Source organism: Oceanobacillus iheyensis HTE831 (genome assembly GCF_000011245.1).
Lineage (GTDB): Bacteria > Bacillota > Bacilli > Bacillales > Amphibacillaceae > Oceanobacillus > Oceanobacillus iheyensis.
On the sequence record NC_004193.1, the window covers coordinates 1,040,482 to 1,066,661 of the forward strand.

Consider the following 26,180-nt stretch of genomic DNA (forward strand, 5'->3'; position numbering starts at 1 on the left):
GGGATAAGATGGCTAAAAAAGTTATGTTAACTGCTGCTGTTACAGGAGCAGGAGATACTATTCAAAAAAATCCTAATGTTCCGGTTACACCGAAGGAAATTGCCGAATCTGCGATTGCTTCTGCAAAAGCAGGTGCCACAGTTGCACATGTTCATGCAAGAGATCCAAAAACAGGTGGAATTAGTCATGATGTAGAACATTATCGTGAAATCGTAGATCGAATTCGTGATTCAGAAACAGATGTAATTATAAACATTACTTCTGGTGGTGGTGGAGATTTTATTCCAAGTTTAGATACACCATCAGCTGGAGGAAATGGTACAGATATCCAGATTCCATCCGAACGACATAAACCTGTTGGCGAATTACTGCCAGAGATGTGTACATTGGATTGTGGTTCAACCAATTTTGGCGACATGATCTACATGAGTCCAACTGATTGGTTACGTGAACAGGCGGCACTCGTGCGAAAAAGTGGAGTGAAGCCAGAACTTGAATGTTTTGATACTGGACATATTCATTTTGCAAATCAGCTAATTAAAGAGGGATTAATTGATAATGATCCGATGTTCCAATTTTGCCTCGGAATTCCATGGGGAGCAGATGCTGAATTAGACACATTGCTGTATATGAAGGGACGTATTCCGGAAAATGCTCACTGGTCTGCATTTAGTATTGGACGAAATCAATTACCAATGGTAACTCAGGCTGCCCAACTTGGAGGAAATGTAAGAGTTGGACTAGAAGATAACATTTATTTAAAAAAAGGTGTATTAGCAACAAATGAAGCCTTAGTAGATCAAGCGGTAAATCAATTACATGCAAATAATATAGAAATAATGACTCCTCAAGAAGCAAGAGAGGCTTATAACTTAAGAGGTAAATAAAGGGGAAATCCAAAATGAAGAAAGTAGCTGTTATTGGTACAGGAGTAATTGGTAATGGATGGATTACTCGTTTTCTTGCAAACGGGTGTGAAGTTGTAGCTCATGATCCTGCACCAGGGGCAAAAGAAAGAACAATACAAGCAATCGAGAATGCTTGGGAATCAGTAGAACAATTAGGATTAAAAGAAGGTGCATCCAAAGATTCTCTTACTTTTGTGGATAGTATTGAAGAAGCGGTTAAAGATGCAGATTTAATTCAAGAAAGTGTACCAGAACGATATGAATTAAAACACGGCGTACTTAAAGAAATTGATCGTTTTGCACATTCGAATACAATTATTGGATCTAGTACTTCTGGAATTAAGCCAACAGACTTACAAATAGGCTTAAATCATCCGGAACGTTTAGTAGTAGCTCATCCATTCAATCCAGTTTATCTACTTCCACTCGTAGAAATCGTTGGTGGAGAGGCAACAACAAAAGAAATTACGAATAGGGCATCGGTATATTATGAATCTTTACAAATGAAACCTATGGTAATTGAAAAAGAAATTGAAGGATTTGTAGCAGACCGTTTAATGGAGGCACTTTGGCGTGAAGCATTGCATCTGGTAAATGACGGTATCGCGACAACCGAAGAAGTAGATAAAGCAATTACTTATGGCGCTGGTTTACGTTGGGCGCAAATGGGACCATTTATGACGTTCCATTTAGCTGGAGGAAATGCAGGCATGAGACATATGCTAGAACAATTCGGACCAGCATTAAAATTACCTTGGACGAAACTAGAAGCACCGGAGTTAACAGATGAATTAAAAGAACGTGTTATTCAAGGCTGTGAAACACATGCTAATGATCGGTCTGTCGAAGAGTTAGAGAAAAAGAGAAATGAATTTTTAGTAAAACTTATTGATCTTGTCGAAGATTATTGGCCATAAGAGGTGACATGAAAAGATGGATAGAATGTTTAACTTCAAATCAGAAGTAAAACCAGAATGGGTAGATTATAACGGTCATATGAATGATGCCGCATATGCTGCTGTTTTCAGTTATGCAGTGGATTCTTTAATGGAGTTTTTTGGCCTGACGAAAGAAGTCATCGAGAATGAAAAATACACACTGTTTACTTTGGAAACGCATCTTTGTTACTTAAATGAAGCTTATTTAGGTGAAGAACTTCACGTAGATTTGCAATTGTTGGATGTAGATTCCAAACGATTACATGCATTTTTTACGATGAAAAATGCAAAAGAAGTTGTTATTGCAACCAGTGAGCAAATGCTTATGGGGATGGATCAAGAAATAGGAAAGCCAGCACCGTTTCTACCTCATGTAAAAGAAAATATTGATCATGTTTGGAATAACCATCAATGGATAGAGAAACCGAAACAAGCAGGAAGAGTAATAGGAATAAAGAAAAAATAATAATTTATTGTGAAATTTGAAGGAGAGTATACATGAATAAGATTGAAGTAAATCAATTAACGAAGATTTTTGGCTCTCATTCAAAAAAAGGATTACAACTACTTGAAGAGGGTTATACAAAAGATGAAATTTTAAAGAAATCTGGTAATACTGTCGGTGTTAATAATGTATCTTTTGATGTAAAAAGTGGTGAATTCTTCGTGATTATGGGACTTTCTGGTAGTGGTAAATCTACCTTGATTCGATTAATTAATCGATTAATTGAACCGACTAATGGCTCCATTAATATTGATGGAGATGATATCACGAAGATGAATAAGGAACAGTTGATCGAGACAAGAAGAAATAAGTTAGGAATGGTATTTCAAAATTTTGGATTGTTTCCTCATCGAACTGTTATTAATAATGTATCTTACGGTCTTGAGATTCAAGGCGTTTCTAAAGAAGAAAGAAATAAGAAAGCTTACAAATCAATTGAAGATGTTGGTCTGAAAGGCTATGAAAATAGCTATCCGAACGAACTTAGTGGTGGAATGCAGCAACGAGTTGGTCTCGCAAGAGCATTAGCCAATGATACTGATATTCTACTAATGGATGAGGCTTTTAGCGCACTTGATCCACTTATTAGAAAAGAAATGCAAGATGAGTTATTAAAACTTCAAAATACATTAAATAAAACTATTCTTTTTATTACGCATGATTTGGATGAAGCATTGAAATTAGGCGACCGAATTGCAATTATGAAAGATGGCGAAATTGTTCAAGTCGGTACCTCAGAAGAGATTCTTGAGAATCCTGCAAACGAATATGTAAGTAATTTCGTGAAAGATGTTGATCGTTCCAAAGTATTGGATGCTGGAACGGTTATGCGGAAACCAGAAGTACTGACCACGTATAAAGATGGACCGCGAATGGCAGTACGAAAAATGGAAGAAGTAGGGGCGTCTAGTATTTTCGTTGTTGACCGTCAAGATCATTACAAAGGTTTACTAACAATTGATGATGCCATTCGTTCTTATAAAGAAGATATCCCTATGGAAGATGTATTACAAACAGAAATTTATCAAACAACTCCAAGTACTCCTTTAAGTGATTTAATTGGAATAGCTGCGGATACAAAATACCCAATCGCCGTTGTTGAAGAAGACAAGTTAGTTGGGATTGTATCACGAGTATCCATTCTATCAGGTCTAGTTCTAGGAAAGGAAAACGCGGAGGTGAATGAATAATGGATTATTTTTATTTACCACTAGAACAGTGGATGAATGAATTCGTTAATGGATGGTTTCTACCAACGTTTAGTGGTATATTCAACGTCATTAGTGAAGTTTTTAACATATTTATCGGTGGAGTTACAGATTTATTATTATTGATCCCAGCAGAACTATTTACTATTATTCTAGCATTAATAGCTTGGAAGGTATCTGGCATTGGTTTAGCTGTTTTTACTATAATAGGATTTTTATTTATTGGTTCTGTGGATATGTGGGAAGGAGCTATGCAGACACTTGCAATTATTATTGTAGCAACCCTTGTCTCTCTCGTTATAGGTATACCTGTGGGAATATTAAGCGCCATGAATGATGGAGTACAACGAATCGTGCGACCAATCCTAGATTTCATGCAAACTTTACCGAGTTTTGTGTACCTAATTCCTGCAGTCTTATTATTTGGTCTAGGCGGTGTCCCAGCAGTGATGGCTACATTTATATTTGCTGCTCCTCCAGCTGTTCGCATGACTAATTTAGGTATTCGAAGTGTACCAAAAGAGATTGTTGAAGCTTCTCGAGCATTTGGTTCTACAAATAAGCAACTATTATATAAAGTTCAAATTCCATTAGCGATACCAAGTATCATGGCAGGAGTAAATCAAACAATTATGCTTTCCCTGTCAATGGCTGTTGTGGCTTCTATGATCGGAGCACCAGGATTAGGTGCATCTGTATTAACAGCTATTTCTCAAGTGAATATTGGATTAGGTTTGGTAGCTGGTTTGGGAATTGTTGTCTTAGCAATTGTTCTTGATCGGATTACACAAGGAATTGGTAAAGGAAAATAATCGATGAAAGGATTGTTTAACATAATGAAGAAGTTTACTATTGTTTTATCACTGTTTACATTACTATTTTTAGCAGCCTGTGGATCTAGTAATGAAGAATCAACGGATGCTAGCGAAAGTAAGGGAACGATTAATTTAGCTGTAACTCCATGGACGAGTACAGTGCCTCCAACAAAAATTGCACGTATTATCATTGAAGACATGGGTTATGAAGTGGAAGAAACACAGGCAGATGTGAGTTCGACCTTTGTTGGTCTTTCTCGCGGGGACTTAGACGCATATATGGATTCATGGATGCCAGCGCATGAAAATCAGATGGAAAAGTATTCAGATTCAGTTGAAAAAGTAACTACAAGTTACGATAATGCAAATACTGGATTAACAATTCCTTCGAATTTAGAGGGAATAAATAAAGTAAGTGATCTAAAAGGAAAAGAAGATCAATTTGGTAATAAGATTTATGGAATTGAAGAAGGCGCTGGTGCAACAGAAATGATGCGCGAGTTAATTGAAGAAGCAGATTTAGACTTAGAATTAGTTCCGTCCTCAGAAGGTGGAATGCTAGCTCAAGTACAACGAAAAATATCTAGCGATGAGCCAGTGATATTCTATGGCTGGAGACCACACTCTATGTTTAATAAGTTTGATATTAAAGTATTAGAAGATGACTATAAAGTATTTACACCATCAACTGTAAATGTACTTGCGAATAATGGTTTGAAAGAAAAAGCACCGGATGTCTATGCATTTCTACAAAACTGGAATATTTCTATTGATGAAGTAGAAGAGATGATTACGAAGATTGAAGATGGTGCAGATGAGCGTGAAGTTGCCCAAGAATGGATCGATAATAATCAAGATAAAGTAAATAAAATGTTAGAAAACGAATAAAAGATAAACAATAGCACGTTGGGACAAAACGATTTTTAACAAAAAAGCTTATAAACAATACTTAGGAAATAAACTCGTTTATCTAGAGGTTGATTGAAAATCTTCCTCAATCTGATTGCTAGTTTATTTCAGAAAGCGTAAGTATTTTACTTTTGAGTTAAAATCAACTATTTTGTCCCAGCCTGTTTTATTTATTTTCTAATAGTTGAATATCTTTGTTGGCTAGTGACTCTTGATTAATTTGGATGTTTCCAGATTTTATATGATCCAAGTTAATTTTGCCATTAATGAAGAATTTGTCAGGTAATATAGAAGGAATCGGATAGGATACACGTTTTCCAGCTATATCGTAAAATAAATATCCTTCATTGTCATCGTGTATTACGGAGTTTATTTTCATATTTGGGACAAGAAGCAGTGTCATTTTTTCTTGATCATTCCAGAGCATTTTGATAATTAACTTCTTGTTTATTTTTTCTTCTACAAAAGCTTTCCATTGCTGCAAGGTTATTTCGTTATTCATATTGTTCCTCCTGATTTCGCGTATGAGACGGGTAGTGAAGCAGTATGGTTTTTAGCCGGCTTTCAAATGCTATTCATTCGAATGTTTTTAAGTAAATACTTTTTCCAAAACCTCATAATTTTTCTTTTATTGAAGTGAATAAATTTCATAATTAATATAATTGGTGTAAAATCCGTATATTGCGTTGTTTGATTTTCATTGCAGACGGTGCTTTGCGCAAGCACCGGTTTTTAGCTAACATGAAAAGAAGAACACTTTTCAAGTGGATCTTCAGCTCGTGCGGTTCCTGCAGGAGTCGCCATCTTCCATTGCAATCAAAGCCAAATTATTGCTATAATCCGAACATTAAATATAATAACATCTAAAACGTTCGTTTTTTAAACTGGATTTAGCAATTATGAAATGGACTCAAGTAGCTGTTTATTTCTATTTTGTCCAATCCTAATTCGGATAATCCTTTACGAATGATGTTTTGATAAGGAATGGCAGGGGAGTATTTCTCCATTTCAGTTATTCCATTGCTATTTGTAAATGTGAAGATAGGAGAGCCATCCTCTTCACCTAAATAGATAATACGATCATACCAGCCCAATTCTAAATCAGCAAAACCTCGTTTCTTCACTCCAGATAAATCAATATAAATATCCTCCAATTGATTTTCTTGAGCAACAACTTCTAAAAATTGTTCTTCTGTGATTCGATACATACGCCCGATAGTTGATTGGGATATGTCATATTCGTGATGTATAAATGCAACTCCACCCTTACCCCATTTACTTCTTTCTTTAGCAAAATAGAGCTGATATGGGAGGATAATCTTTTTATTATCTCTTGGTAGGGTTTTATTACGACAACCCCTCTCAACTTTGTTAGAGCCATATGGTTGTAACCCAAGGATGTAACAATAAAAACGCTCTTCACATAAATTTGATCCATAACTTGAATACCAAACTTCCATTTACACTCAACCCCATATAAAGAAATAGTATGGTCATTGTAACGAAACAATTTCTATATTTCTATTGAAAAGGCAGTGTTAATTGGAAAATATTAGCTTATTTTGAACTGGAAATCTAGAAAAATTAAGGATATGCGATTATTTCGTATCTTATATAAGCATTTAGCTAATTTTATTATTTATAGAATCATATTTAATGTATTTTTCTGAAATATAAGTTAAAAGAGAAATTTCTTAATATGTAATTATTTGATACCATTAAATATGTCAGTTTTTGTAGAAATCAAACTATTTAGGGGGCAGAAAGAATGAAAAAGAATAAGTGGAGTTTGCTGATTGTATTGTCGGCGTTATTAATTTTCCTTGCGGCTTGCGGATCCGGTGAAGAGGATTTAGCATCAGGTGAAGGAGAGGATGAAAGTAATAATGAGAGTTCTTATGATTTAGAGGAATCTTATACAGTAGTTAGTGATAATTCTTTCGTTCCTTTTGAATTTGTAGAAGATGGGGAGTTAACAGGATTTGATATCGAACTAATTAAAGCTATTGCAGATGAAGCGGGATTTGAAATAGAAGGTGGAGAAATTCAAACAACCAATTTTGATGGAATCATCCCTGGACTTCAGACACAACAATTTGATATTGCTATTGCTGGAATAAGTATTACTGAAGACCGTAAGCAGGTTATCGATTACAGTGAACCTTATTATGAGTCCGGTTTGAAAATTGGGGTTTCAGCAGATAATGAAGATATTAATAGTATAGAAGATTTAGAAGGTAAAACAGTTGCTACTCGTATGGGTTCTACTAGTGCAGATTTTCTTGAAGAAAATACGGAAGATGCGACTATTAATCAATTCGAACAACTGGATCAGGTTTATTTAGCAGTGGAAAACGGAAGTGCTGATGCAGTGGTTTACGATGCTCCAAATGTTGATTATTATATATCCACAACAGGAGATGGATTAAAAACTGTTGGGGAATTATATCAAGCTGAAAATTATGGGATTGCCATTGCAAAAGGAAATGAAGACTTAGTTGCTGCGGTTGACGATGCGCTGGCAACGTTAAAAGAAAATGGTAAGTATGATGAAATTTATAATAAGTGGTTTGGTTCAGAAGAATAATTTAGTCAGCATTAAGTTTGAGGTAGCTATATAAAATTTTAAAGCTTATAAGGCTTATCCAAAGAAGATAAGCCTTATTTTATTTAATGAGGTGAAAGAATGGATGCTATTGGAAGAATATTAGAATTTGATTGGTTTCGTGTGTTTGAATTTTTACCTGAGCTAGGAAAAGGCTTGTATTACACACTCTTAATTTCGATTGTTGGTTTACTCATTGGTTTTGTTCTTGGAGCGATATTTGGACTTGGACGAATCTCTAAAAATAAATTTTTATTTGTATTGGCGTCTATCTATGTAGAAGTAGTAAGAGGTACGCCTGTACTTGTACAAGCAATTTGGATATTCTTTGCCTTACCAATAATAATTCAATATAATTTTGACCCTATTGTAGCGGGGATTATTGTTATTGCAATTAATTCAGGTGCGTATATCGCGGAAGTTGTTCGAGGATCAGTAGATTCTATTGATAAAGGTCAAATTGAAGCTGGGCGTTCACTCGGACTGACTAAAAATCAAACCATGAGGTATATTATTTGGCCACAGGCTTTTAAACGAATGATACCTCCATTAGGAAATCAATTTATCATTAGTATCAAGGATACTTCATTACTATCTGTTATCCTGGTGCCAGAGTTAATGTTTCAAGGTAGATTAATAGTATCCAATCAATTTATTGCAGTTGAAATATATACTGCTGTGGCATTATTTTATCTAGCAATCACATTAACACTATCGTTAATATTACGATTAATTGAAAGAAGGTTGAATTACTAATGATAACTGTAAATGATCTACACAAACGATTTGGAAAAAATGAAGTATTAAAAGGGATAAATTGTGAAGTTGAAGAGACAGAAGTTGTGTGTGTTATAGGTCCCAGTGGATCAGGGAAGAGTACATTTTTACGTTGTTTAAATCTATTAGAAGATGTTTCCGCCGGTAAGGTGGTTATTGATGGACATGATTTAACGGATAAAAAAACGAATATTAATACTGTGCGAACAGAAGTTGGAATGGTATTCCAGCAATTTAATTTATTCCCACATAAAACAGTAATACAAAATGTAATGTTAGCTCCACAAAAAGTAAGAAAAATTACAAGCGAAGAGGCGAGAAAACGTGGGGAGATATTGCTAGAAAAGGTTGGCTTATCAGATAAAGCAAATCAATATCCTGCTCAGTTATCTGGAGGACAACAGCAACGGGTTGCGATAGCAAGAGCATTGGCGATGGAACCGAAGCTTATGCTATTTGATGAGCCCACTTCGGCTCTTGACCCAGAATTAGTGGGAGAAGTATTAGAAGTTATGAAACAATTGGCTAAAGAGGGTATGACAATGGTAGTGGTTACACATGAAATGGGTTTTGCTAAGGAAGTAGCGGATCGTGTTTTATTCATGGACGAAGGAATTATCATGGAGGAAAATACGCCAGATAAGATTTTTACCAACCCTGATTCCGAAAGAACAAAGGAATTTCTAAATAAAGTATTATAGATAAGCGTAAATCTCCAACCTTTTGTAGGTGGGGATTTATTTTTGCATTGGAATGGAAACTGGCCTAGCTATTTTAGCAAATTCAGACTAAGAAGTTAGCAGAATCTTGGTGTGGTAAATAGAGTAGCTCTCTAAACCAAAAAAAGCCGAGAAACCGGAGAAAATGGTGAATAGAGCAGCTCTCTAAACCAAAAGAAGCAGAGAAGTCGGGGAAAGTGGTCAATAGAATGGTTCTCTAAGACAAAAAAACGCCAGAAAACGGAAGAAGTAGTCAATAGAGCAGCTCTCTAAGACAAAAAAAGCCGAGAAGCCGGAGAAAGTGGTCAATACAACGGCTCTCTAAACCAAATAAACATGAGAAACTAGAAAAATGGTGAATAGAGCGTTTCTAAAATTTATTTCCATATTATTGCGTAAAAAGAAAGGAGTCATTTTAGTTTCTTTCGGTTACAATGTAATCAATCACAAAAAAGATAGATAGAAGAGTATTAAAATACTGAGTACAAACAAAACAATCAACAGAGGTTTGAAATCAAGGTAATAAGGAAAAACATGATTTATGGTTTATAGAAGTTTGGTTCACCAGAGAAATTCATAAGAAATCATGGAACACGATACATCAGGGCCGTAGCATAGATAAACCAGCAATTGAAATATGTTTAAAAGGAAAAGGAGTTCGAGTAATGCAGTTATTTCGAGTAAGTGCTAATCACCAAATATCTGCTCAATTTCTTGATAATAGGAGATTGTCTAAACAAGTACTGGAAACATATCAAATTATCCGAGTTTGTTTAGCAGAGTTACAACTTATTGAAGGTAATACAAAATATCTTCAGCATCCTATTGTAAAGCACGTATTTAATAACGGTTCACCATATTTATTAGATGCATGGTGTTATTTACAGGCATGTAATGAAGAGCATATTTTGCGAGGAGGTACTCGTAATATAGAATTTCGCAATCAATTATTCGATTTAGGTCAACTAATTGAGGATCATAAATATTTATTTTCAGATGAATCCTTACCACCGTATTTTGTGTATGGAGACAAAAAGGTTTATGGGAAACAGGCATACGAACTATATCAGTCCCTTTTATATGATAAATGGAGTAATGATAAGATAGCACCTCGATGTGGAATACATAGATAGGGTGGTGTAATATGTATAATTTATTAACCATAACACATGATCCAGATGGAAAGAATTTGGAACTATGGATAAAGTGTAAAGAAATAATCGAAAAATATTATCATGAAATATATATGTGTGTAAGCCATGAAACGAGCAATGAGCTACTCAGCGCTTTAAACGATAGTCGAGTAAATATTAAAGTGATACCGAAAAAAGGTGTCTCCCACGCTAGAAGGAGTGTGGTTCAATTTTGTAGTGAACATTCGACAACGACTGCAGATTATCATTATTGTGATTTTGATAGATTGCTAACTTGGGTTGATAAGTTCCCTAATGAATTAAAGAGTATATTAGATACTCCCTTAGATTGTGATTATCTAATTTTAGGAAGATCAGAGCAGGCGATGGAAACACACCCCGTGGAATGGAAAAAAACAGAAGAAATAACGAATTACATATTTTCTGAAGTGTTTGGTCAGCAAGTAGACATAACAGCAGGATCTTGTATGTTTTGTCATCAATTATCATCAATAATCCTTCTTTATTCAAAAGGATCAATGACTGATGCTGAGTGGCCAGCTATTGTACAACGAATAAAGAAAAGTGTAATCGGCTATCGAGCAGTTGATGGTCTAATGTATATTGAGGAAGTGAATGGGATACGAAAAGAACTAGCCGATATTGAAAAATGGATAAGCAGATTAAAGTTATGCGTAAAAATTGCAGAGAGTGCTGAACAAATTACTATTTCTAAGGAATAGAAGTAAATGCTCTTTCCCCACTAGTCTAAAAAGCGTATACTATCTATATTCATTTTTTTTGAAAAATTTTGTTGCTTGAAAGAAGGTAGTTAAGGTTGAACTATGCATTTAGATGGCCATTTTTTGTTGTTGGGATTATGGTCTTTAGTTTAGGGATTGCATTGACTATAAATATGCAACATCTTGGCATTCATCCTTGGGATGTACTTAATGTGGCATTCTTTGATAAGTTCGGACTTTCCATTGGTTCATGGAATATTATAATTTCCTGTATATTAATTATCGTTTCGTTTTGTTTGGATCGAACATACATAAAAGTTGGTACGTTTTTTAACGCTATCCTTGTGGGTGCTTTTGTAGATTTTTATCATTGGTCTGGAATTCTCCCTAACGCAACGGACACTTGGATTGATATCGTATTTATATTGCTTGGAATTGTTATTATGGGCTTTGGTGGTGGAATGTATAATGCTGCAGGAGTTGGTTCAGGTCCAAGAGATGGTTTTATGTTATCTTTGTCAGATAAATTAGGTGCACCAATTGGTAGAGTAAGAATTATGACAGAATGTACGGTTTTAGTAATTGGCTTACTAATTGGAGGTCCAGTATTTGTTTTTACATTTATTTTTACGTTTATACAGAGCCCGATATTTCAGTGGACCTATTTGAAGTTAGGTACGCTTGTGGTGAAATTGGATTATAAAAGAAGTAATCGTTTAAAGCGAGACACACATGCATCTTAAGAATTATTGAACAGTGTGCAAAGCGGTTTCTTAAAAAGAACGAATAAGCGGTAAATTCCATGAAAAGCAGTTCTTTAGAATAAGTTTTTTCGGATCTATGTTTCACGTCGTTATAGTATACATTATTTGTTAACCATTTGCATGAGCCCACAAAAGTATGGCATAATAGTGTTGTTGAAAAATGCAACATAAGTAGGTGTAGAAATGATTAAAACAATGTTAATTGCCCCATATTCTGGTATGGCTGAGTCTGTAAAACAACTTAAACTTCCTGAAGATTTCCAAGTAGATATTGAAATTGCTAACTTAGAAGACGCAATTCAACTAGCTAAGAGTGTTGAAGATCAAGGGTATGATTTGATTATCAGTCGTGGTGGTACCGCAGCTATGATTCAAGAAAAAGTTTCGATACCAGTTATTCATATAGATATTAGCGGGTATGATATGCTTCGTGTATTTACTTTAATTCAAGACACACACCATCGTGTTGCGCTTGTAGGATTTGAGAATATTAGTAGAGGCGCAAAGACGTTGAGCAGCATATTAGAATATGAAATTGAAATGTTTACGATAAGCCATCGAGATCAAGTTCGTTCTCAATTAGAAGAGTTAAAAAGACTTGGTTATACTATCGTTATTGGAGACGTTGTAACGGTTGAAGAAGCTCAAAAATTAGGAATAAGAGGTATTTTAATCACTTCAGGTAAAGAAGCTATTCTTGACGCTTTTGACGAAGGAAGAAGACAGTATCAATTATTAAAGCGGGCACATGCGAGGGTATCCCGCTATCATCAGATTCTTCAATCGATTCCATCGAATATTATCTTGGTAAATAAAGAGTCAAAAATAGAATTCTCAAATCTCTCTAGTGAATACGATGAATTAGTAAATGAAATTATCGAATCCAAGGAAATAAATCAACTAGTAGTAAAAGTGTTTAAAGAAAAGAGATCTTATTGGAAAACCATAGAAACTAAAAAATTTAACATAGATATGCAAATTTTTCCGATTAAACAAGATAATTCTTTAATCGGAATATATATACAAGCACTCAATAAGTTAGAGGATATAAGCTCGATTAAAATGACGAGCAAAGTAGTTCATGTGCCTATTATAGGCGATAGTCCTTATGCGGAAACTTTAAGAGAGACTGTACACCAATTTGCCCAAGCTAATGAAAACATTCTTATAACCGGTGAACAATCTACGGGCAAAATGACCATCGCAAAAGCTATACATTTTGCAACATTTGGTCAGGATGCTCCAATGCTTGTTGTAGATTGCAGTTCAATTAAAGAGGGCATCCAAAATTTAGTTGAAAAAGTACAAATGATTCAACATGGTACAATTGTATTTAAAGAAATAGATCGTCTCTCCATTAAAGAGCAAGAGCTATTAGTTAATCTTGTTCAAAACACACCTAGTAGTTTTCAAATTATTTCACTATCAGAGCAGGATTTAGATTCTATGCTTGAGGCCGAGCTATTTAATTCGGACTTATACCATTTAATTTCTGAACTATCATTCTATACGAAGCCATTAAGAGAACGAAAAGAAGATATAGCTGCATTTATCTCTTATTTCTTATCGGAATTTCATACGCACAGTGGAAATGAAACACTGGGTATAAGAAAATCGTCAATCGATATGTTAAAAGAGTTTGAGTGGCATGGGAATCTAGGTGAATTGCAGAGAAGGGTAAAAGAATTAAGTATAAAAGCAACAGGGTATTATATTAATGAAGATCATATTATTGAACTATCAGAAAGAAAAGATAAACAAAAAAAGAATGATTTGATGGATCGAGATAATTATATTTCAATCAAAGGAACTTTAGAAGAAATAGAACAAGCAATTATTCATAAAGTCTATGAAGATGAAAATAGAAATCAAACCAAAACAGCAAAAAGATTAGGAATTAATCGTACAACCCTTTGGAGAAAACTGAATAATACGTAAAACAAAGAGAGCCTATTCATATTTGAAGGCTCTCTTTTGTTGCATTATTAAACAAATAATTACATTAATAAATAAATTTCTGCTGTTTTTTCAAAAAAATGTTGCAAAAAAGTTCTGTTAGTTGTACTATTATTATTGAAAACGCTTTATATATCAAAAGAGTTGTTTAAAAATTAAACAATCTATATAATTGAGGAGGATTTGATATGAAAATTAAAGCTACGATTGAACGAATTCCAGGAGGTATGATGGTTGTACCATTGTTACTTGCTGCAACAATTAATACGATAGCTCCAGATTTACTTCGTATTGGGAATTTCACACAAGCCTTGTTCGTAGATGGAGCAAGCACGTTAATTGCACTATTTCTTTTATTTACAGGTGCACAAATTAATCTACGTAATGTTGGGGTTAGTTTAGGTAAAGGAGCAACACTACTTGCTACTAAATGGTTCGCGGGTGCGCTCGTTGGTTTAATTGCTTTTATGATGATGGGAGATAATGGGTTGTGGCTTGGATTAGCACCTATTGCCATTATTGCAGCCATGACAAATAGTAATGGTGGATTGTACGTGGCGCTTGTCGGACAATATGGAGATAAAACAGATCGTGCTGCGTATTCACTTTTAGCATTAAATGATGGTCCATTTCTAACTATGATTGCATTATCGATTTTCGGAGCAATGGGATTTGTTGAAGGAATGTTCTCATTTGTTTCCTTCATATCAGTATTACTACCGATTGTAGTTGGTATGGTACTTGGTAATTTAGATGAAGATTTAAGAAGTTTCTTCAGCACGGGAAGTTCTGTGTTAATTCCTTTCTTCGCATTTGCATTAGGTATGGGAATTGATTTTTCAAGTATTATTGAAGGTGGACTTGGTGGAATTATATTAGGATTACTAACTGTATTCTTCACTGGTACGGTTGGATACTTTGTATTTAAAGCAATGAAATGGAATCCTATTGTTGGTGCTGCAGAAGGTTCAACTGCTGGTAATGCAGTAGCAACACCAGCTGCTATAGCTGCTGCAAGTCCGGCATTTGCAGCGAATGTAGAATTAGCTACGGTCCAAGTAGCGGCAGCAGTAGTTACGACGGCAATATTACTACCAATATATATTGGTTTTCTTGTTAAACGCCTAGAGAAAAAAGGTGTAAACATACCAGATGACTACGTTGTTCAAGATAATAAGAAATAAAATGGTTTATTAAAGTGGGTGGTACAACATGGCAAAACAGATTGCAATTATAGCGGATGATTTGACCGGAGCGAATGACAGTGGGGTACAATTGACTGAAAAAGGAATGGATACCTCGGTATTATTTGAAATTCCGGATGAAATAGAATTCTTAAGTGAAGGATTGGTAATTGATACAAATTCAAGAGCGCTTAATAAAGCTGATGCAATTTCAATTACTTCACAAGCTACGAATTTTATTAAAAAATTAGGTTATCAGCATGTCTATAAAAAAATGGATTCTACTTTACGTGGCCATATCGGATATGAATTAAAAGTGATGGAGTTTGAATTAGATGCAGATTTAGTTTTAATTGCTCCAGCCTTCCCAAGTATGGGACGTATTACAAAAAACGGGTATCACTATGTATATGGTGAATTAATTTCTGAGACTGAGATATCAAAAGATCCCAAACATCCCGTAACAGAATCTCATATTCCAACGTTGATTAAAAATCAGATAGGGGAAGACGTTGGATTAATTACGAAGAAGGAGTATGAAGACGAGCTCTTACTTCGGAGCAAGCTCGACTCCTTTCAAAAAGAGAATATAAAAATGGTAGTCTTTGATGCAGAATCAGAAGAAGACTTAAGAACGATAGCTTTACGTATAGCTTCTATAAATCAAAATGTTGTTTGGGCAGGATCTGCTGGACTGGCAGAGGTTGTTCCGGAAGTACTGCATTTGGAAAAAGAAAAGCAAGTAGCTACCTATAATAATTCAAATATAACAATGACGGTATGCGGTAGTTTATCCCAAATGACACAAAAACAAGTACAGTATGCAATGAAGCAAACTGGAGTGTTAGCGGTTGAATTAGACCCAACAAAAATGTTTCAGCAGGATTGGGATACCTATAAAACTATTTATATGGAAAAATGTATATCGGGGTTTAAAGATGATAAAGATGTAGTCTTATATGTTCCATCTAATGAAGTAATTCGTAAAGATGTTCAAGAGATTGGAGTGACATTAGGACTTTCTAAAAATCAACTTGGAGAAACTATTTCTGAAAAAATAGCTGATTTAGTAAGTACTATAAAAGAAGAATTTCCTAAAATAGATCGATTTGTATTAACTGGTGGTGATACAGCCAAAGCAACTGCACAATCTTTAGGTGCAGTTGGTATACACCTAATTAAGCAACTTGAGGCAGGTATCCCGTTAGGTTCTTTAATAGGAAGTCATGAAAGTTTAGTTGTCACCAAAGCGGGAGCATTTGGTAAAGAAAATTCTATTTATAAAGCAATGCTCCAACTGAAAGGAGAAATTATCGATGAGTAAGAAACCAATTATCGGAATAACTATGGGAGATGCAGCTGGGGTAGGACCAGAAATTATCATCAAAAGCTTACGTAATCGCGAGTTATATGAACAAGCTCATCCGATTGTAATTGGTGATACAAAAATGCTAGAAAGAGCTGCAAAAATATTAGATGTCGATGTATCTTTTGACAAGAAAACAAAAGATGAAGAATTGATGGATACGGAGTTTGGGAAAATTACTTGTATTGATTTGGATATACTTCCCGAAGACTTAGCATACGGAGAGGTCTCCCCTGTATCTGGAAATGCCGCTTTTGAGTATTTACGAATGGCAATAGAACTTGCTAATGAAGGAAAAATTCAAGCGATATGTACAGCACCTTTAAATAAAGAAGCGCTACAAAAAGGCGGTCATATGTATCCAGGGCATACAGAGATTCTTGCTGAATTAACAAATACCGAAGAATTTTCTATGATGCTGTCCTCGCCTAAGTTAAAGGTTATTCATGTTACGACACATGTTGGTCTTATTCAAGCGATACAGATGATTAAACCAGAACGAGTGCATAAAGTAATTCAATTAGCGCATGAAACACTATCAAATTCAGGTATTAAAAATCCTAAAATTGGCGTTTGTGGTATTAATCCTCATGCTGGAGAGAATGGTTTATTTGGTAATGGTGAAGAAGAAGAAAAAATTATTCCAGCCATTCAACAAGCGGTAAAAGAAGGAATCAATGTAGAGGGACCTTTACCTGCTGACACTTTATTTTTCCGAGCGCAACGTGGAGATTTCGATATTGTTGTAGCGATGTATCATGATCAAGGTCATGGTCCAATTAAGGTATTGGGACTGGAAGCCGGCGTAAATATAACCGTAGGCTTACCAATTATTCGTACAAGTGTTGACCACGGAACAGCATTTGATATTGCTGGTAAAGGGATTGTGGATGAAAGAAGCATGTTAGAAGCACTTCACCAAGCAATTGAGTTAGCCCCGACAAAATAATAAAAAACCTTAAGGAAAACAGAATTATCCGTTCTCCTTAAGGTTTTTTATTTGTTGATATTATTTACTATGGAAAAAATAGAGGAGATGGATTCCTCATTTTGTGTGAAATTTTGTAACCATAGCCAAGTTAAAAAACCGGTTAATAATATAACGACAATGATGATAAAGACAATATGTGAACCTTTCATCCTAGCACCTCTTCAATCATATTATTGTGAAGCTATCGCTTTAGATACATCATAATTTTCCAGCTCGATATCCGGTAACTCACCAAGTGCTATCTTCGCAAGTTGCTGACCCACAAACGGACCCATTGTTAACCCTGTTCCACCCAATCCGTTAGCCAAATATACACCTTTAATTTGATGTAGTGGGCCGACAATTGGGAGGGAGCCAGGGGTGAATGGCCTAAATCCAACTTTTGTTTCAACTACTGTGCTATTTTCTAATTCTGGAGCGATATTAAATGCTTTATCTAATATTTCATGCACTTTTCCAGCTGTAATTCGATAATCAAAGCCAACATTATCTTCATAAGTCGAACCTAAGACAATTCGGTTATCTGGCAAAGAGAGCATATACTGATTTCCGGGTGGCATAATGACAGGCCATTTTGTCGTATCGACCCCAGGTAATTTTACATGTGTAATTTGTGCTCGTTGAGGAAACACTTGTAAATCAATCCCGAAAGGTTTAACTAGTTCGGACATCCATGCCCCGTTTGCAAGTATCACTTTGTCGGCAGGGAGGGTATACTGATTATCCACATGGACTCCCTTGATTTGATTATCCTCGATACTTAAGCTTGCGTCGCCTTCTATAATTTTTACGCCTTTTAATTTTCCAGCTCTTTTAAGTGCTTGAAGTAACTCTTGCCCATTTACTCGAGCAGCTCCACTTATATAGACAGATCGATATCCCTCTTTAAGAATAGGCACGCGGTTTAAAGTTTCTGATTCGTTTAACGTAGAAATTTCACCAATTTCAGGAGCCGTTTCTTTTCTTTTTGTTGCTCGTTCTACCATACCCTCTAATTTCTTTGTTTCAGTATGTAGACTAATTGCGCCGACTTTTTCATACCCGGTATTTGTCTCTCCTAAGGATTTTAATTCAGCAATCAGTTTTGTATATAATGCAGCGCCACTTTTGGCTAGTTGATACCAATCTTTATTACGGCGTTGTGAAATCCAGGGGCATATGATACCTGCCGCAGCATCAGTAGCTTGTCCTTGATCATTACGATCGATTAGTGTAACGGCAGCTCCTTGTTTAGCAAGGTAATAAGCAGTACTCGCTCCTACAATTCCGCCACCTATAACAATTACTTTTTTACTCATTTGTTCGATGAGAAATCAGATTGTTGATTAATTATTTCGTTCAATAATACAATGCGTTTTAGATTAAATTGTTTATTTCTCACCATAACCCTCCAATAGTAATGATTATAATGGAAGTCAATAAACTTTTACAGTATTTACCCAGGAGACAGGAGAATTTAATGAAATGTAGAATCTATACTATTAGGGAAGGAGGGACAAAAGTGCATCAAAAGATAAATTATCTAAGCTATGTGATTATGGTGTTAGGATTATTAATTATTTTATTTGGTATATTTACCTCTATCGAAATGGCTACTATTGATGATTATTATGAACCAAGTGGTTTCTCAGGAGAGGATGAAGAGATAAGATTTGAATGGACACAATTTTATTATTCTTTTATACAATCTTTAGAAGCTGGAATAATTATGATCGGAATCGGTTTTATCGGTTTAATACTCAACCAAGGAAATCGGTTACGGCATAAACAAACGGAAGAATTGACGAAGCTTTCATTACCAGTTAGCAAACAAGAATCAGTATATAAAGTGGAAGAAACGTGGGAGTTAAAAGAAGATGATGAACGAAAAATTGATGAATTATATCAGGATAAAGCGATCTTAGAAATACATCCTACATTGGAAGAAGGATATGTTGTTGTTACTTTAAAGGATTTTGATAATGAAGGTAATTCCTATCAAAGCGTAGTATACATAAGTTCGCAGAAAGCGGAAGAGATAAAGCAACCTGCTCTAGTTGAAAAGTATACGAAGCAACTGAATAATGTAGGTTAACTTTAACGGAGGATTGATGATGGGAAAAAATCAGAAAAAGAAAGGTAACAAGCGATTTTGGTGGGTTCTTATTAGTGTAATTATAATCGTTGGTGTAGGATCCAGTATATTTTTCTTTAATTTTTTTGGAATCGGGTTAGATGCTGTGAATAATAGCAATACAGCAGGTTCTGTTGAACAAAAGGATTTGTCTGCAGAAGAAGAGGAAAAAATTAATACTGTTCGTTCTACATTAGGAGAATCTCATCAAGAATTAGGAGCTTTCGTTTCAACGATCCATGAATTTTATAATGATACAACAGGTTATGGGGGTATTAGTAACCTTAATTGGGAAGAACAGAGAAATACCTCCGAACGAGTGATAAATGAGATAGAGGGGTTATTAGGTGATGTTACAGATGAATCTTTAAGAAATGACTTAGAGTCAATAATAACTTTAAGTAAACAGACTATGAAAGAAGAGGATGTTGAACTTGTACGCTTACTTCATCGATATTTTCATGATTTAGATATCGCATTGAACGACTATGCGACTTATGATAGAATTTGGAATGTTACTGAGACGTTAAAATAGAATACTGTAAAGTGCAGAAGAGGCGTTTATATTATTTCTCAATTTGATAAAGTAAACAACGTAGATTTTATTTTCCAACTGTGATGAGGTGGGTTGGGAGTCTTTTAGTAGAGATGGATAACAAACTTATGGTAATCTAATAAAGGAATAATTGATGGAAGGGGAAGTTGTTAGATGGTGAAAACAGTAATTTTTGGACATAAAAATCCAGATACAGATACTATTTGCTCAAGTATTGCTTATGCAGATTTAAAAACAAAGCTAGGTCATGAAGTAGCACCTGTACGTTTAGGTGAGGTAAACTTAGAAACTCAATTTGCTTTAGACAAATTTAACATACATGCACCTGAACTTATAGAACGTGTAGAAGATGGTGCTGAGGTTATACTAGTAGATCATAATGAATTTCAACAAAGCGTAGATAATATTGAAAATGCAACTATACGTGAAGTCATAGATCATCATCGTATTTCTAACTTTGAAACAAAAGAACCATTATATTTTCGTGCTGAACCAGTTGGTTGCACTGCAACCATCTTAAATAAAATGTACAAAGAAAATGACATTTCTGTAGATAAGAACATTGCTGGAATATTACTTTCTGCCATTATATCAGACTCACTATTGTTGAAATCTCCGACTTGCACAGAGGAAGACGTACAAGCAGCACACGAACTTGCAGAAATCGCAGGTGTAGATTTAGAAAGCTATGGTCTTGATATGCTAAAAGCTGGTGCTGATTTAAGTGATAAAACAGTAAAAGATCTAATTACTATGGATGCAAAAGAATTTGCAATGGGTAATGCTAAAGTTGAAATAGCTCAGGTAAATGCTGTCGATACAAATGAAATCTACAAACTTCATGATAAATTAGTTGAAGTGATAACCAGTCGCATCAACGATAATGATCTAGATTTATTCTTGTTCGTTGTTACTGATATTCTTAACAATGATTCAGAAGTATTAGCTATTGGGAATGGAAAAGATAAAGTGAATGCAGCATTTAATGTGACATTGGATTCAACTAATCGTGCATTGTTAAAAGGTGTTGTATCTCGTAAAAAGCAAATTGTTACTGTATTAACGGAACAATTTAAGTAATATGAAAAAATCTCCTTTACTAGTAAAGGAGATTTTTTTGCACTAAAAAACCATCGATAAAAATCGATGGTTTTAAATCAGCAAACTAATTAGTTTTTAACAACGTTAGCTGCTTGAGGTCCACGGTTACCTTCTTCGATATCGAAAGAAACTGATTGACCTTCTTCTAATGTTTTGAAACCTTCGCCTTGGATTGCTGAGAAGTGTACGAATACATCGTCTCCACCTTCAACTTCGATGAAACCGAAGCCTTTTTCTGCGTTAAACCATTTTACTGAACCTGTGTTCATATTGAAAACCTCCATGTGCATAATGCACGATATATTACTATTTAGTTCAAGTTTACAATCAAGACAAAAGCTCGTTACATTGAAACATTCTATCCTGTATTTCTACCGAACATAAATAATTAATCTTAGTATAACACATATAACAAAAAAATATCCACCCTTTTAGAAAATTGTCTTCGAATAATTGATTGCAATTGCTAAACACTATGTATATAGGAAAAGGAAGGAGGATACGTCTATGTCAAAAAGAAAGATGGGGCCAAAACAACAAAAAAATCCAGAACTGCCAAAAAGTCCCGAACAACCATATGGTGAACCATTAAGCGGATCAAAAAAAGAAAAAAAGGCAAATCATTCAGGACAAAAACATAATCCACACCATGGTTTATAAAGGAAGACATACAGAGAGTGGAGCGGCAGAGAAGGAATCTGAAAGTAATAAATAAATCTAAAACCCAAAAGGCTTTGTAAATGGAAAAAGTGATGACTAGAGCTGCGCTCTAAACCAAGAATCTTGAGGAATCGAAAGAAGTGGTCAATAGAGCTGCTCTCTAAACCAAATAACCATGAGAAATCGAAAAAAGTGGTCAATAGAGCAGCTCTCTAACCCAAATAAACATGAGAAATCGAAAAAAGTGGTCAATAGAGCAGCTCTCTAACCCCAAATAAACATGAGAAATCGAAAAAAGTGGTCAATAGACGTGCTCTCTAAACCAAATAAAGATGAGAAATCGGAAAAAGTGGTCAATAGAGTAGCTCTCTAAACCAAATAACCATGAGAAATCGAAAAAAGTAGTCAATAGACGTGCTCTCTAACCCCAAATAAACATGAGAAATCGAAAAAATAGTCAATAGACCTAAGAAATTGTATAGTGCTTTTACGAAATATAATGCCTGTTGAAAAATCTCTTAATAGTATTAGATATTGTTACTTTCTTCATTCGGAGTAAATTTAAAATAGAATTTACTCCATTAAGTTCTCTCGTAGCAATTCATATAATTTATATTATATATTTTGGGAGTCTCTTGACGGGATAAAACCTTCCTTTTATTCTGTTAATATACTGAATTAGATTGAGAGGTGAATGAAGGTGTGGAAAGAGTTTAAAGAATTTGCTTTTAAAGGAAATATAATAGACTTAGCCGTAGCCGTTGTCATCGGTGGTGCATTTGGAGCCATTGTGACGTCATTTGTGGAAAATATAATTACTCCGTTAATGGGTGTGATAGTTGGAGGAGTGGATTTTACAACTTTAAAAGTAACAGTTGGAGAAGCAGAGATATTATATGGTAACTTCATTCAATCATTTGTTGATTTTATTATTATTGCTTTTTCTATATTTTTAGCTATCAAATTCCTCGTTAAATTCAAACGCCAGAAAGAAGAAGAGGAAGTTGAAGCGGTAGTAGAAGAATTAAGTAAACAAGAAGAGTTACTTACAGAAATTAGAGATCTACTTAAAGAACAATCAAATAAAAATTAATTTTGAGGTTGTCCTATTAAAAAAATGGGGTAACCTTTTTTATTTAGGTATGCAGAAGGAGATAATTTCCGTCAAGAGAAACAGGATAAATAATCTGATATTTGATAATATTTTGTCACGAAGGAGGAGTAAATGTGAAAAAAATTATTGAAGTGAGAAATTTAACTAAGGTGTATAAGAAACGAAAAACAAAGGAAGTGATTGAAGCGTTAAAGGGAATCGATTTTGATGTATTCAAAGGCGAAATTTTAGGATTACTAGGTCCCAATGGTGCAGGGAAGACAACAACAATTAAATTAATTTGCGGGTTATTGCAACCAGATAATGGGATAGTAAAGATTAACGGAATCTCAAATAAACAATATCGACTCGAATCATTACAACATATTAGTGCAGTTCTAGAAGGAAACCGAAATTTATATTGGCGGTTTAGCGTAAGAGAAAATATGGAGTATTTCGCTGGTAATCGTGGAGAATCCCCCAAAAAAATATTTAAAGAAATTGATAATCTATTAACTATGTTTAGTTTGAAAGATAAGGAAAATGAACTAGTTAATCGTCTGTCTCGAGGTATGCAGCAAAAATTAGCAATTGCTGTGGCTATGTTAGCTGATACAGAAGTGTTGTTACTCGATGAGCCAACATTAGGTTTAGATGTAGAAACAAGCCTTGAGGTACGGGGAATATTAAAGAAGATAATAAGTGAATATGGGAGAACAATTATAATTAGTTCCCATGATATGGATGTAATTCAAGATATATGCGACCGCACAGTTATTATTAATCAAGGGAAAGTAATAATGGATGAACGAATAGATCACTTAATGGATTTATTTGAGGTAAGATCATATAAGATATCCATTGGTCAACCATTAACGTTAAAACAGATTAAATCGCTAAAGGAACAATTTCCACTTTATAAATATGACGAAGATGGCAATTATGCGTATATTACCATCGAATTGGAAAAAAGTGAACACATTTATCAATTATTTGCGATTCTACAATTGAATCAAACTCAGATCGATTCAATCGATAGAAAAGCAATCCGGTTCGATGAAGTATTCATGGAAATCATTAAGGGGGAACATGAATATGAAATGGCTTAATTTATTTCGAGCAAATTTGAAAAAAGAATATGTTGAACTAAAGCGATACTTACCAAATACAATTGCAATGATTTTAACTTTTTATTTTATTTTTTTAGGTTTATTTGGTGTTATACACTTCTTCGGAAATCCTTCTACCCAAGACACCAATATTCAGTTTGTAATTGTTAATTATGTATTTTGGTTCTTGTCACTGATGGTCATTCAACAAATAGGATATGATATTGTCAATGAAGGAATGCGAGGAACACTAGAGCAATTATCAATGTCACCGATGGGAATATTAAAAATTCTTATGACAAGATTAATAGCTAATAACATTATATATGGAATTATTGTTCTCATCCTATTGTATGTGTCCATGTTAACAGCGGGTCAGTGGTTGAATGTAGACATTATATCTATTCTACCCATATTTATTTTTACTGTTATCGGAATGATGGGAGTTGGATTAATTATTGGTGGAATTTCCATTATCTTAAAGCAAGTTCAAGCAATTTTACAGATTTTGCAATTTTTGTTAGCAGCCTTGGCGTTTATTCCGATTGTTGCATCGCCAATTATGTATTTTTTACCTTTTGTTATTGGAATTGACCTTGTTCGAGAAATTATGATTGATGGAGCTACACTGATGGAACTTGGTTGGATCAATATGATTATCATCATTATCAATGCATTGGTTTACTTTGCAATCGGAATATTTGTTTTTCGATGTTGTGAGCGATTTGCTATGAAGAGAGGATTGCTTGGTCAATATTAATGATGGAATTTATCCCATGAAATCTGAACAAAATAGGTAACTGTCTCTTACCATCATAAGCAAAATAACATAGGTTAATAGTGAACCTAAAACAGAAAGGGGCTTATTTTATGCGCAGACATCATGGGAGACATTGTGGTTGCGAGAAAACAGTTGTACATCCTACAAAACACAACTGTGTAAACACATGTTCAGAAAGTGTTGTGAATCACGTTCATCCAAGCCATACGACAGTGATGAATCATCACACAGTAAAAAACAAACATTTCTATCCGCATTCTACTTCATATCAAAATCAAACAAACAATGTAAATGAATATGGTGGTTCTTTTAATGTTCCTAATAATGGCCAAGTAGCAGGAGCTATGTCACCAGGTTATGGTAATGGTCAAGTAGCAGGAGCGATGTCACCAGGCTATGGTAATGGTCAAGTAGCGGGGGCAATGAACGGACATTGTAAAGGAAATCAAGTTGGCGGAGCAATGCATCCAGGTCATCATCACTGGAATAAACCAAATAAATGGTGTTAATCTAAAAGAGGTAGCGAATGCTACCTCTTTCCTTATCTTTATATTAAAGTAGAAGGGTATATAGATTAAACACGTATCGTTGAAAAAAGTAAATTTTTTTAATCATGAAGAGTAGCTAAAATTATGACACGTAATACATAAGAAAGTTGGTAAAGTATGAAAATTTTAATGGTAACAGGTTACAAACCAATGGAATTAAATATCTTTAAAGAAGATGACTCTAGGATTCAATTTATAAAAGCTTCTATAGAAAAGCGGGTACGTGAATTTTTAGAAGAAGGGTTAGAATGGGTCATTATTTCTGGACAAATGGGAGTGGAGTTATGGGCTGCGGATGTTGTCATGGAATTAAAAGAAGAGTACCCTGTTCAACTGGGTGTGTTTCCTCCTTTTGAGAATCAAGATGGTCGCTGGCCAGATGCGCTAAAAGAAAAATATGAGGAACTGACGATGACAGCTGATTTCTTTAAACCGATTTATAAAGGTGATTATCAAGGTCCTTATCAATTTCGAACAAAAGACATGTGGTTAATTGATAAAAGTGACGCTTGTTTGTTACTAATGGATGAAGAGTTTCCTGGAAGTACCAAATATTTTTATGATACGTTACAAAAAACAGCTAAAGATTACCCTGTATTTACCATAACTCCCCAAGATATAGATGATGTTGTGGAAGATCTACGTATGCAGGATCCACATTATTGGGATTAATAATGTACCTGTTATATTTACCTAGC

The 26,180-nt window shown here is 34.7% G+C and carries 29 protein-coding genes; 25 read left to right on the forward strand and 4 right to left on the reverse strand.

Going from position 1 to position 26,180, the window contains the following annotated elements:
* The first annotated feature begins 8 nt into the window (after positions 1-8).
* The 6 genes from OB_RS05330 to OB_RS05355 are packed head-to-tail and all read left to right on the forward strand — an operon-like array spanning position 9 to position 5,262.
* On the forward strand, positions 9-887 hold the full coding sequence (locus OB_RS05330) for a 3-keto-5-aminohexanoate cleavage protein (protein ID WP_011065399.1): 879 nt from the start codon (positions 9-11) through the stop codon (positions 885-887).
* Positions 888-901: 14 nt separating this feature from the next.
* Positions 902-1,825, forward strand: coding sequence for a 3-hydroxyacyl-CoA dehydrogenase NAD-binding domain-containing protein (locus OB_RS05335; RefSeq protein ID WP_011065400.1), 924 nt, complete (start codon positions 902-904; stop codon positions 1,823-1,825).
* Between the two features lie 16 nt (positions 1,826-1,841).
* Positions 1,842-2,312: a thioesterase family protein gene (locus tag OB_RS05340; RefSeq protein WP_011065401.1), complete on the forward strand. Its 471-nt coding sequence runs from the start codon at positions 1,842-1,844 to the stop codon at positions 2,310-2,312.
* 32 nt (positions 2,313-2,344) lie between these two features.
* Positions 2,345-3,541 carry a quaternary amine ABC transporter ATP-binding protein gene (locus OB_RS05345; protein ID WP_011065402.1) on the forward strand — a complete coding sequence of 399 codons (1,197 nt, stop codon included), beginning with the start codon at positions 2,345-2,347 and terminating at the stop codon, positions 3,539-3,541.
* Complete coding sequence (locus OB_RS05350) at positions 3,541-4,371, forward strand: ABC transporter permease (protein WP_011065403.1); 831 nt, start codon at positions 3,541-3,543, stop codon at positions 4,369-4,371. The genes OB_RS05345 and OB_RS05350 overlap by 1 nt, the downstream gene beginning before the upstream one ends.
* Positions 4,372-4,395: 24 nt before the next feature.
* The gene (locus tag OB_RS05355; protein WP_011065404.1) at positions 4,396-5,262 is read left to right on the forward strand and encodes a glycine betaine ABC transporter substrate-binding protein; all 867 of its coding nucleotides are present in this window, start codon (positions 4,396-4,398) and stop codon (positions 5,260-5,262) included.
* A 187-nt stretch (positions 5,263-5,449) separates the two neighbouring features.
* Here the strand turns inward: OB_RS05355 and OB_RS05360 are convergent, their stop codons facing one another.
* Together OB_RS05360 and OB_RS05365 are read right to left on the reverse strand one after the other, a co-directional pair.
* Positions 5,450-5,785: a hypothetical protein gene (locus tag OB_RS05360; RefSeq protein ID WP_011065405.1), complete on the reverse strand. Its 336-nt coding sequence runs from the start codon at positions 5,783-5,785 to the stop codon at positions 5,450-5,452.
* A gap of 388 nt (positions 5,786-6,173) precedes the next feature.
* Positions 6,174-6,743 (reverse strand): hypothetical protein, encoded by a 570-nt coding sequence (locus OB_RS05365; RefSeq protein ID WP_011065406.1) that lies wholly within the window; start codon positions 6,741-6,743, stop codon positions 6,174-6,176.
* Between the two features lie 308 nt (positions 6,744-7,051).
* Between OB_RS05365 and OB_RS05370 the strand changes: the two genes are divergently transcribed.
* From OB_RS05370 to pdxA, 10 genes are all read left to right on the forward strand, one after another.
* Positions 7,052-7,870, forward strand: coding sequence for a glutamine ABC transporter substrate-binding protein (locus OB_RS05370; protein WP_011065407.1), 819 nt, complete (start codon positions 7,052-7,054; stop codon positions 7,868-7,870).
* A 99-nt stretch (positions 7,871-7,969) separates the two neighbouring features.
* Positions 7,970-8,644 (forward strand): amino acid ABC transporter permease, encoded by a 675-nt coding sequence (locus tag OB_RS05375; protein WP_011065408.1) that lies wholly within the window; start codon positions 7,970-7,972, stop codon positions 8,642-8,644.
* Positions 8,644-9,366, forward strand: coding sequence for an amino acid ABC transporter ATP-binding protein (locus tag OB_RS05380; RefSeq protein WP_011065409.1), 723 nt, complete (start codon positions 8,644-8,646; stop codon positions 9,364-9,366). The genes OB_RS05375 and OB_RS05380 overlap by 1 nt, the downstream gene beginning before the upstream one ends.
* A gap of 683 nt (positions 9,367-10,049) precedes the next feature.
* Positions 10,050-10,517 (forward strand): pyrimidine dimer DNA glycosylase/endonuclease V, encoded by a 468-nt coding sequence (locus OB_RS05385; RefSeq protein WP_011065410.1) that lies wholly within the window; start codon positions 10,050-10,052, stop codon positions 10,515-10,517.
* 11 nt (positions 10,518-10,528) lie between these two features.
* Complete coding sequence (locus OB_RS05390) at positions 10,529-11,260, forward strand: hypothetical protein (protein WP_011065411.1); 732 nt, start codon at positions 10,529-10,531, stop codon at positions 11,258-11,260.
* 137 nt (positions 11,261-11,397) lie between these two features.
* Entirely contained in the window at positions 11,398-12,003 is a 606-nt protein-coding gene (locus tag OB_RS05395; RefSeq protein ID WP_050750238.1) for a YczE/YyaS/YitT family protein, read from the forward strand.
* Positions 12,004-12,207: 204 nt separating this feature from the next.
* The gene (locus OB_RS05400; RefSeq protein ID WP_011065413.1) at positions 12,208-13,962 is read left to right on the forward strand and encodes a sigma-54-dependent Fis family transcriptional regulator; all 1,755 of its coding nucleotides are present in this window, start codon (positions 12,208-12,210) and stop codon (positions 13,960-13,962) included.
* A 206-nt stretch (positions 13,963-14,168) separates the two neighbouring features.
* Positions 14,169-15,164 carry a 2-keto-3-deoxygluconate permease gene (locus OB_RS05405; RefSeq protein WP_011065414.1) on the forward strand — a complete coding sequence of 332 codons (996 nt, stop codon included), beginning with the start codon at positions 14,169-14,171 and terminating at the stop codon, positions 15,162-15,164.
* 28 nt (positions 15,165-15,192) lie between these two features.
* Positions 15,193-16,488, forward strand: a complete 1,296-nt coding sequence (locus OB_RS05410) for a four-carbon acid sugar kinase family protein (protein ID WP_011065415.1) — start codon at positions 15,193-15,195, stop codon at positions 16,486-16,488.
* Entirely contained in the window at positions 16,481-17,479 is a 999-nt protein-coding gene (gene pdxA, locus OB_RS05415) for a 4-hydroxythreonine-4-phosphate dehydrogenase PdxA (protein WP_011065416.1), read from the forward strand. The genes OB_RS05410 and pdxA overlap by 8 nt, the downstream gene beginning before the upstream one ends.
* Before the next feature lie 212 nt (positions 17,480-17,691).
* On the opposite strand, the gene OB_RS05420 is transcribed toward pdxA, so the two are convergent.
* Complete coding sequence (locus tag OB_RS05420; RefSeq protein WP_011065417.1) at positions 17,692-18,819, reverse strand: NAD(P)/FAD-dependent oxidoreductase; 1,128 nt, start codon at positions 18,817-18,819, stop codon at positions 17,692-17,694.
* A 203-nt stretch (positions 18,820-19,022) separates the two neighbouring features.
* Here OB_RS05420 and OB_RS05425 point away from each other — a divergent pair, with 203 nt between their 5' ends.
* From OB_RS05425 to OB_RS05435, 3 genes are all read left to right on the forward strand, one after another.
* Positions 19,023-19,595 carry a hypothetical protein gene (locus OB_RS05425; protein ID WP_041544105.1) on the forward strand — a complete coding sequence of 191 codons (573 nt, stop codon included), beginning with the start codon at positions 19,023-19,025 and terminating at the stop codon, positions 19,593-19,595.
* Positions 19,596-19,614: 19 nt separating this feature from the next.
* Positions 19,615-20,169, forward strand: coding sequence for a hypothetical protein (locus OB_RS05430; RefSeq protein ID WP_011065419.1), 555 nt, complete (start codon positions 19,615-19,617; stop codon positions 20,167-20,169).
* A gap of 174 nt (positions 20,170-20,343) precedes the next feature.
* The gene (locus tag OB_RS05435; RefSeq protein WP_011065420.1) at positions 20,344-21,270 is read left to right on the forward strand and encodes a manganese-dependent inorganic pyrophosphatase; all 927 of its coding nucleotides are present in this window, start codon (positions 20,344-20,346) and stop codon (positions 21,268-21,270) included.
* Positions 21,271-21,359: 89 nt separating this feature from the next.
* Here the strand turns inward: OB_RS05435 and cspD are convergent, their stop codons facing one another.
* A complete protein-coding gene (gene cspD / locus OB_RS05440) occupies positions 21,360-21,560 on the reverse strand; it encodes a cold-shock protein CspD (protein ID WP_011065421.1) in 201 nt (66 codons plus the stop codon).
* A gap of 238 nt (positions 21,561-21,798) precedes the next feature.
* Here cspD and OB_RS05445 point away from each other — a divergent pair, with 238 nt between their 5' ends.
* The 6 genes from OB_RS05445 (at position 21,799) to OB_RS05470 (ending at position 26,154) form a co-directional block, all read left to right on the forward strand.
* A complete protein-coding gene (locus tag OB_RS05445; protein ID WP_011065422.1) occupies positions 21,799-21,951 on the forward strand; it encodes a small acid-soluble spore protein P in 153 nt (50 codons plus the stop codon).
* 700 nt (positions 21,952-22,651) lie between these two features.
* The gene (gene mscL, locus OB_RS05450) at positions 22,652-23,044 is read left to right on the forward strand and encodes a large conductance mechanosensitive channel protein MscL (protein WP_011065423.1); all 393 of its coding nucleotides are present in this window, start codon (positions 22,652-22,654) and stop codon (positions 23,042-23,044) included.
* Positions 23,045-23,178: 134 nt separating this feature from the next.
* A complete protein-coding gene (locus tag OB_RS05455; protein WP_011065424.1) occupies positions 23,179-24,153 on the forward strand; it encodes an ABC transporter ATP-binding protein in 975 nt (324 codons plus the stop codon).
* Positions 24,140-24,913 (forward strand): ABC transporter, encoded by a 774-nt coding sequence (locus OB_RS05460; protein WP_011065425.1) that lies wholly within the window; start codon positions 24,140-24,142, stop codon positions 24,911-24,913. The genes OB_RS05455 and OB_RS05460 overlap by 14 nt, the downstream gene beginning before the upstream one ends.
* 110 nt (positions 24,914-25,023) lie before the next feature.
* Entirely contained in the window at positions 25,024-25,443 is a 420-nt protein-coding gene (locus OB_RS05465) for a spore coat protein (protein WP_011065426.1), read from the forward strand.
* A gap of 156 nt (positions 25,444-25,599) precedes the next feature.
* A complete protein-coding gene (locus OB_RS05470) occupies positions 25,600-26,154 on the forward strand; it encodes an SLOG family protein (protein ID WP_011065427.1) in 555 nt (184 codons plus the stop codon).
* Positions 26,155-26,180 lie beyond the last annotated feature (26 nt).

Bases quoted from the DNA above. Each gene is read 5' to 3' on its own strand.
- OB_RS05470 (WP_011065427.1), top strand. From the start codon at position 25,600: ATGAAAATTTTAATGGTAACAGGTTACAAACCAATGGAATTAAATATC.
- OB_RS05410 (WP_011065415.1), top strand. From the start codon at position 15,193: ATGGCAAAACAGATTGCAATTATAGCGGATGATTTGACCGGAGCGAAT.
- OB_RS05335 (WP_011065400.1), top strand. From the start codon at position 902: ATGAAGAAAGTAGCTGTTATTGGTACAGGAGTAATTGGTAATGGATGG.
- OB_RS05420 (WP_011065417.1), bottom strand. From the start codon at position 18,819: ATGAGTAAAAAAGTAATTGTTATAGGTGGCGGAATTGTAGGAGCGAGT.
- OB_RS05365 (WP_011065406.1), bottom strand. From the start codon at position 6,743: ATGGAAGTTTGGTATTCAAGTTATGGATCAAATTTATGTGAAGAGCGT.
- OB_RS05340 (WP_011065401.1), top strand. From the start codon at position 1,842: ATGGATAGAATGTTTAACTTCAAATCAGAAGTAAAACCAGAATGGGTA.
- OB_RS05355 (WP_011065404.1), top strand. From the start codon at position 4,396: ATGAAGAAGTTTACTATTGTTTTATCACTGTTTACATTACTATTTTTA.
- OB_RS05390 (WP_011065411.1), top strand. From the start codon at position 10,529: ATGTATAATTTATTAACCATAACACATGATCCAGATGGAAAGAATTTG.
- OB_RS05380 (WP_011065409.1), top strand. From the start codon at position 8,644: ATGATAACTGTAAATGATCTACACAAACGATTTGGAAAAAATGAAGTA.
- cspD (WP_011065421.1), bottom strand. From the start codon at position 21,560: ATGAACACAGGTTCAGTAAAATGGTTTAACGCAGAAAAAGGCTTCGGT.
- OB_RS05430 (WP_011065419.1), top strand. From the start codon at position 19,615: ATGGGAAAAAATCAGAAAAAGAAAGGTAACAAGCGATTTTGGTGGGTT.
- pdxA (WP_011065416.1), top strand. From the start codon at position 16,481: ATGAGTAAGAAACCAATTATCGGAATAACTATGGGAGATGCAGCTGGG.
- OB_RS05435 (WP_011065420.1), top strand. From the start codon at position 20,344: ATGGTGAAAACAGTAATTTTTGGACATAAAAATCCAGATACAGATACT.
- OB_RS05345 (WP_011065402.1), top strand. From the start codon at position 2,345: ATGAATAAGATTGAAGTAAATCAATTAACGAAGATTTTTGGCTCTCAT.
- OB_RS05395 (WP_050750238.1), top strand. From the start codon at position 11,398: ATGGTCTTTAGTTTAGGGATTGCATTGACTATAAATATGCAACATCTT.
- OB_RS05465 (WP_011065426.1), top strand. From the start codon at position 25,024: ATGCGCAGACATCATGGGAGACATTGTGGTTGCGAGAAAACAGTTGTA.
- OB_RS05360 (WP_011065405.1), bottom strand. From the start codon at position 5,785: ATGAATAACGAAATAACCTTGCAGCAATGGAAAGCTTTTGTAGAAGAA.
- OB_RS05375 (WP_011065408.1), top strand. From the start codon at position 7,970: ATGGATGCTATTGGAAGAATATTAGAATTTGATTGGTTTCGTGTGTTT.
- OB_RS05370 (WP_011065407.1), top strand. From the start codon at position 7,052: ATGAAAAAGAATAAGTGGAGTTTGCTGATTGTATTGTCGGCGTTATTA.
- OB_RS05330 (WP_011065399.1), top strand. From the start codon at position 9: ATGGCTAAAAAAGTTATGTTAACTGCTGCTGTTACAGGAGCAGGAGAT.
- OB_RS05460 (WP_011065425.1), top strand. From the start codon at position 24,140: ATGAAATGGCTTAATTTATTTCGAGCAAATTTGAAAAAAGAATATGTT.
- OB_RS05445 (WP_011065422.1), top strand. From the start codon at position 21,799: ATGTCAAAAAGAAAGATGGGGCCAAAACAACAAAAAAATCCAGAACTG.
- OB_RS05350 (WP_011065403.1), top strand. From the start codon at position 3,541: ATGGATTATTTTTATTTACCACTAGAACAGTGGATGAATGAATTCGTT.
- OB_RS05400 (WP_011065413.1), top strand. From the start codon at position 12,208: ATGATTAAAACAATGTTAATTGCCCCATATTCTGGTATGGCTGAGTCT.
- OB_RS05405 (WP_011065414.1), top strand. From the start codon at position 14,169: ATGAAAATTAAAGCTACGATTGAACGAATTCCAGGAGGTATGATGGTT.
- OB_RS05385 (WP_011065410.1), top strand. From the start codon at position 10,050: ATGCAGTTATTTCGAGTAAGTGCTAATCACCAAATATCTGCTCAATTT.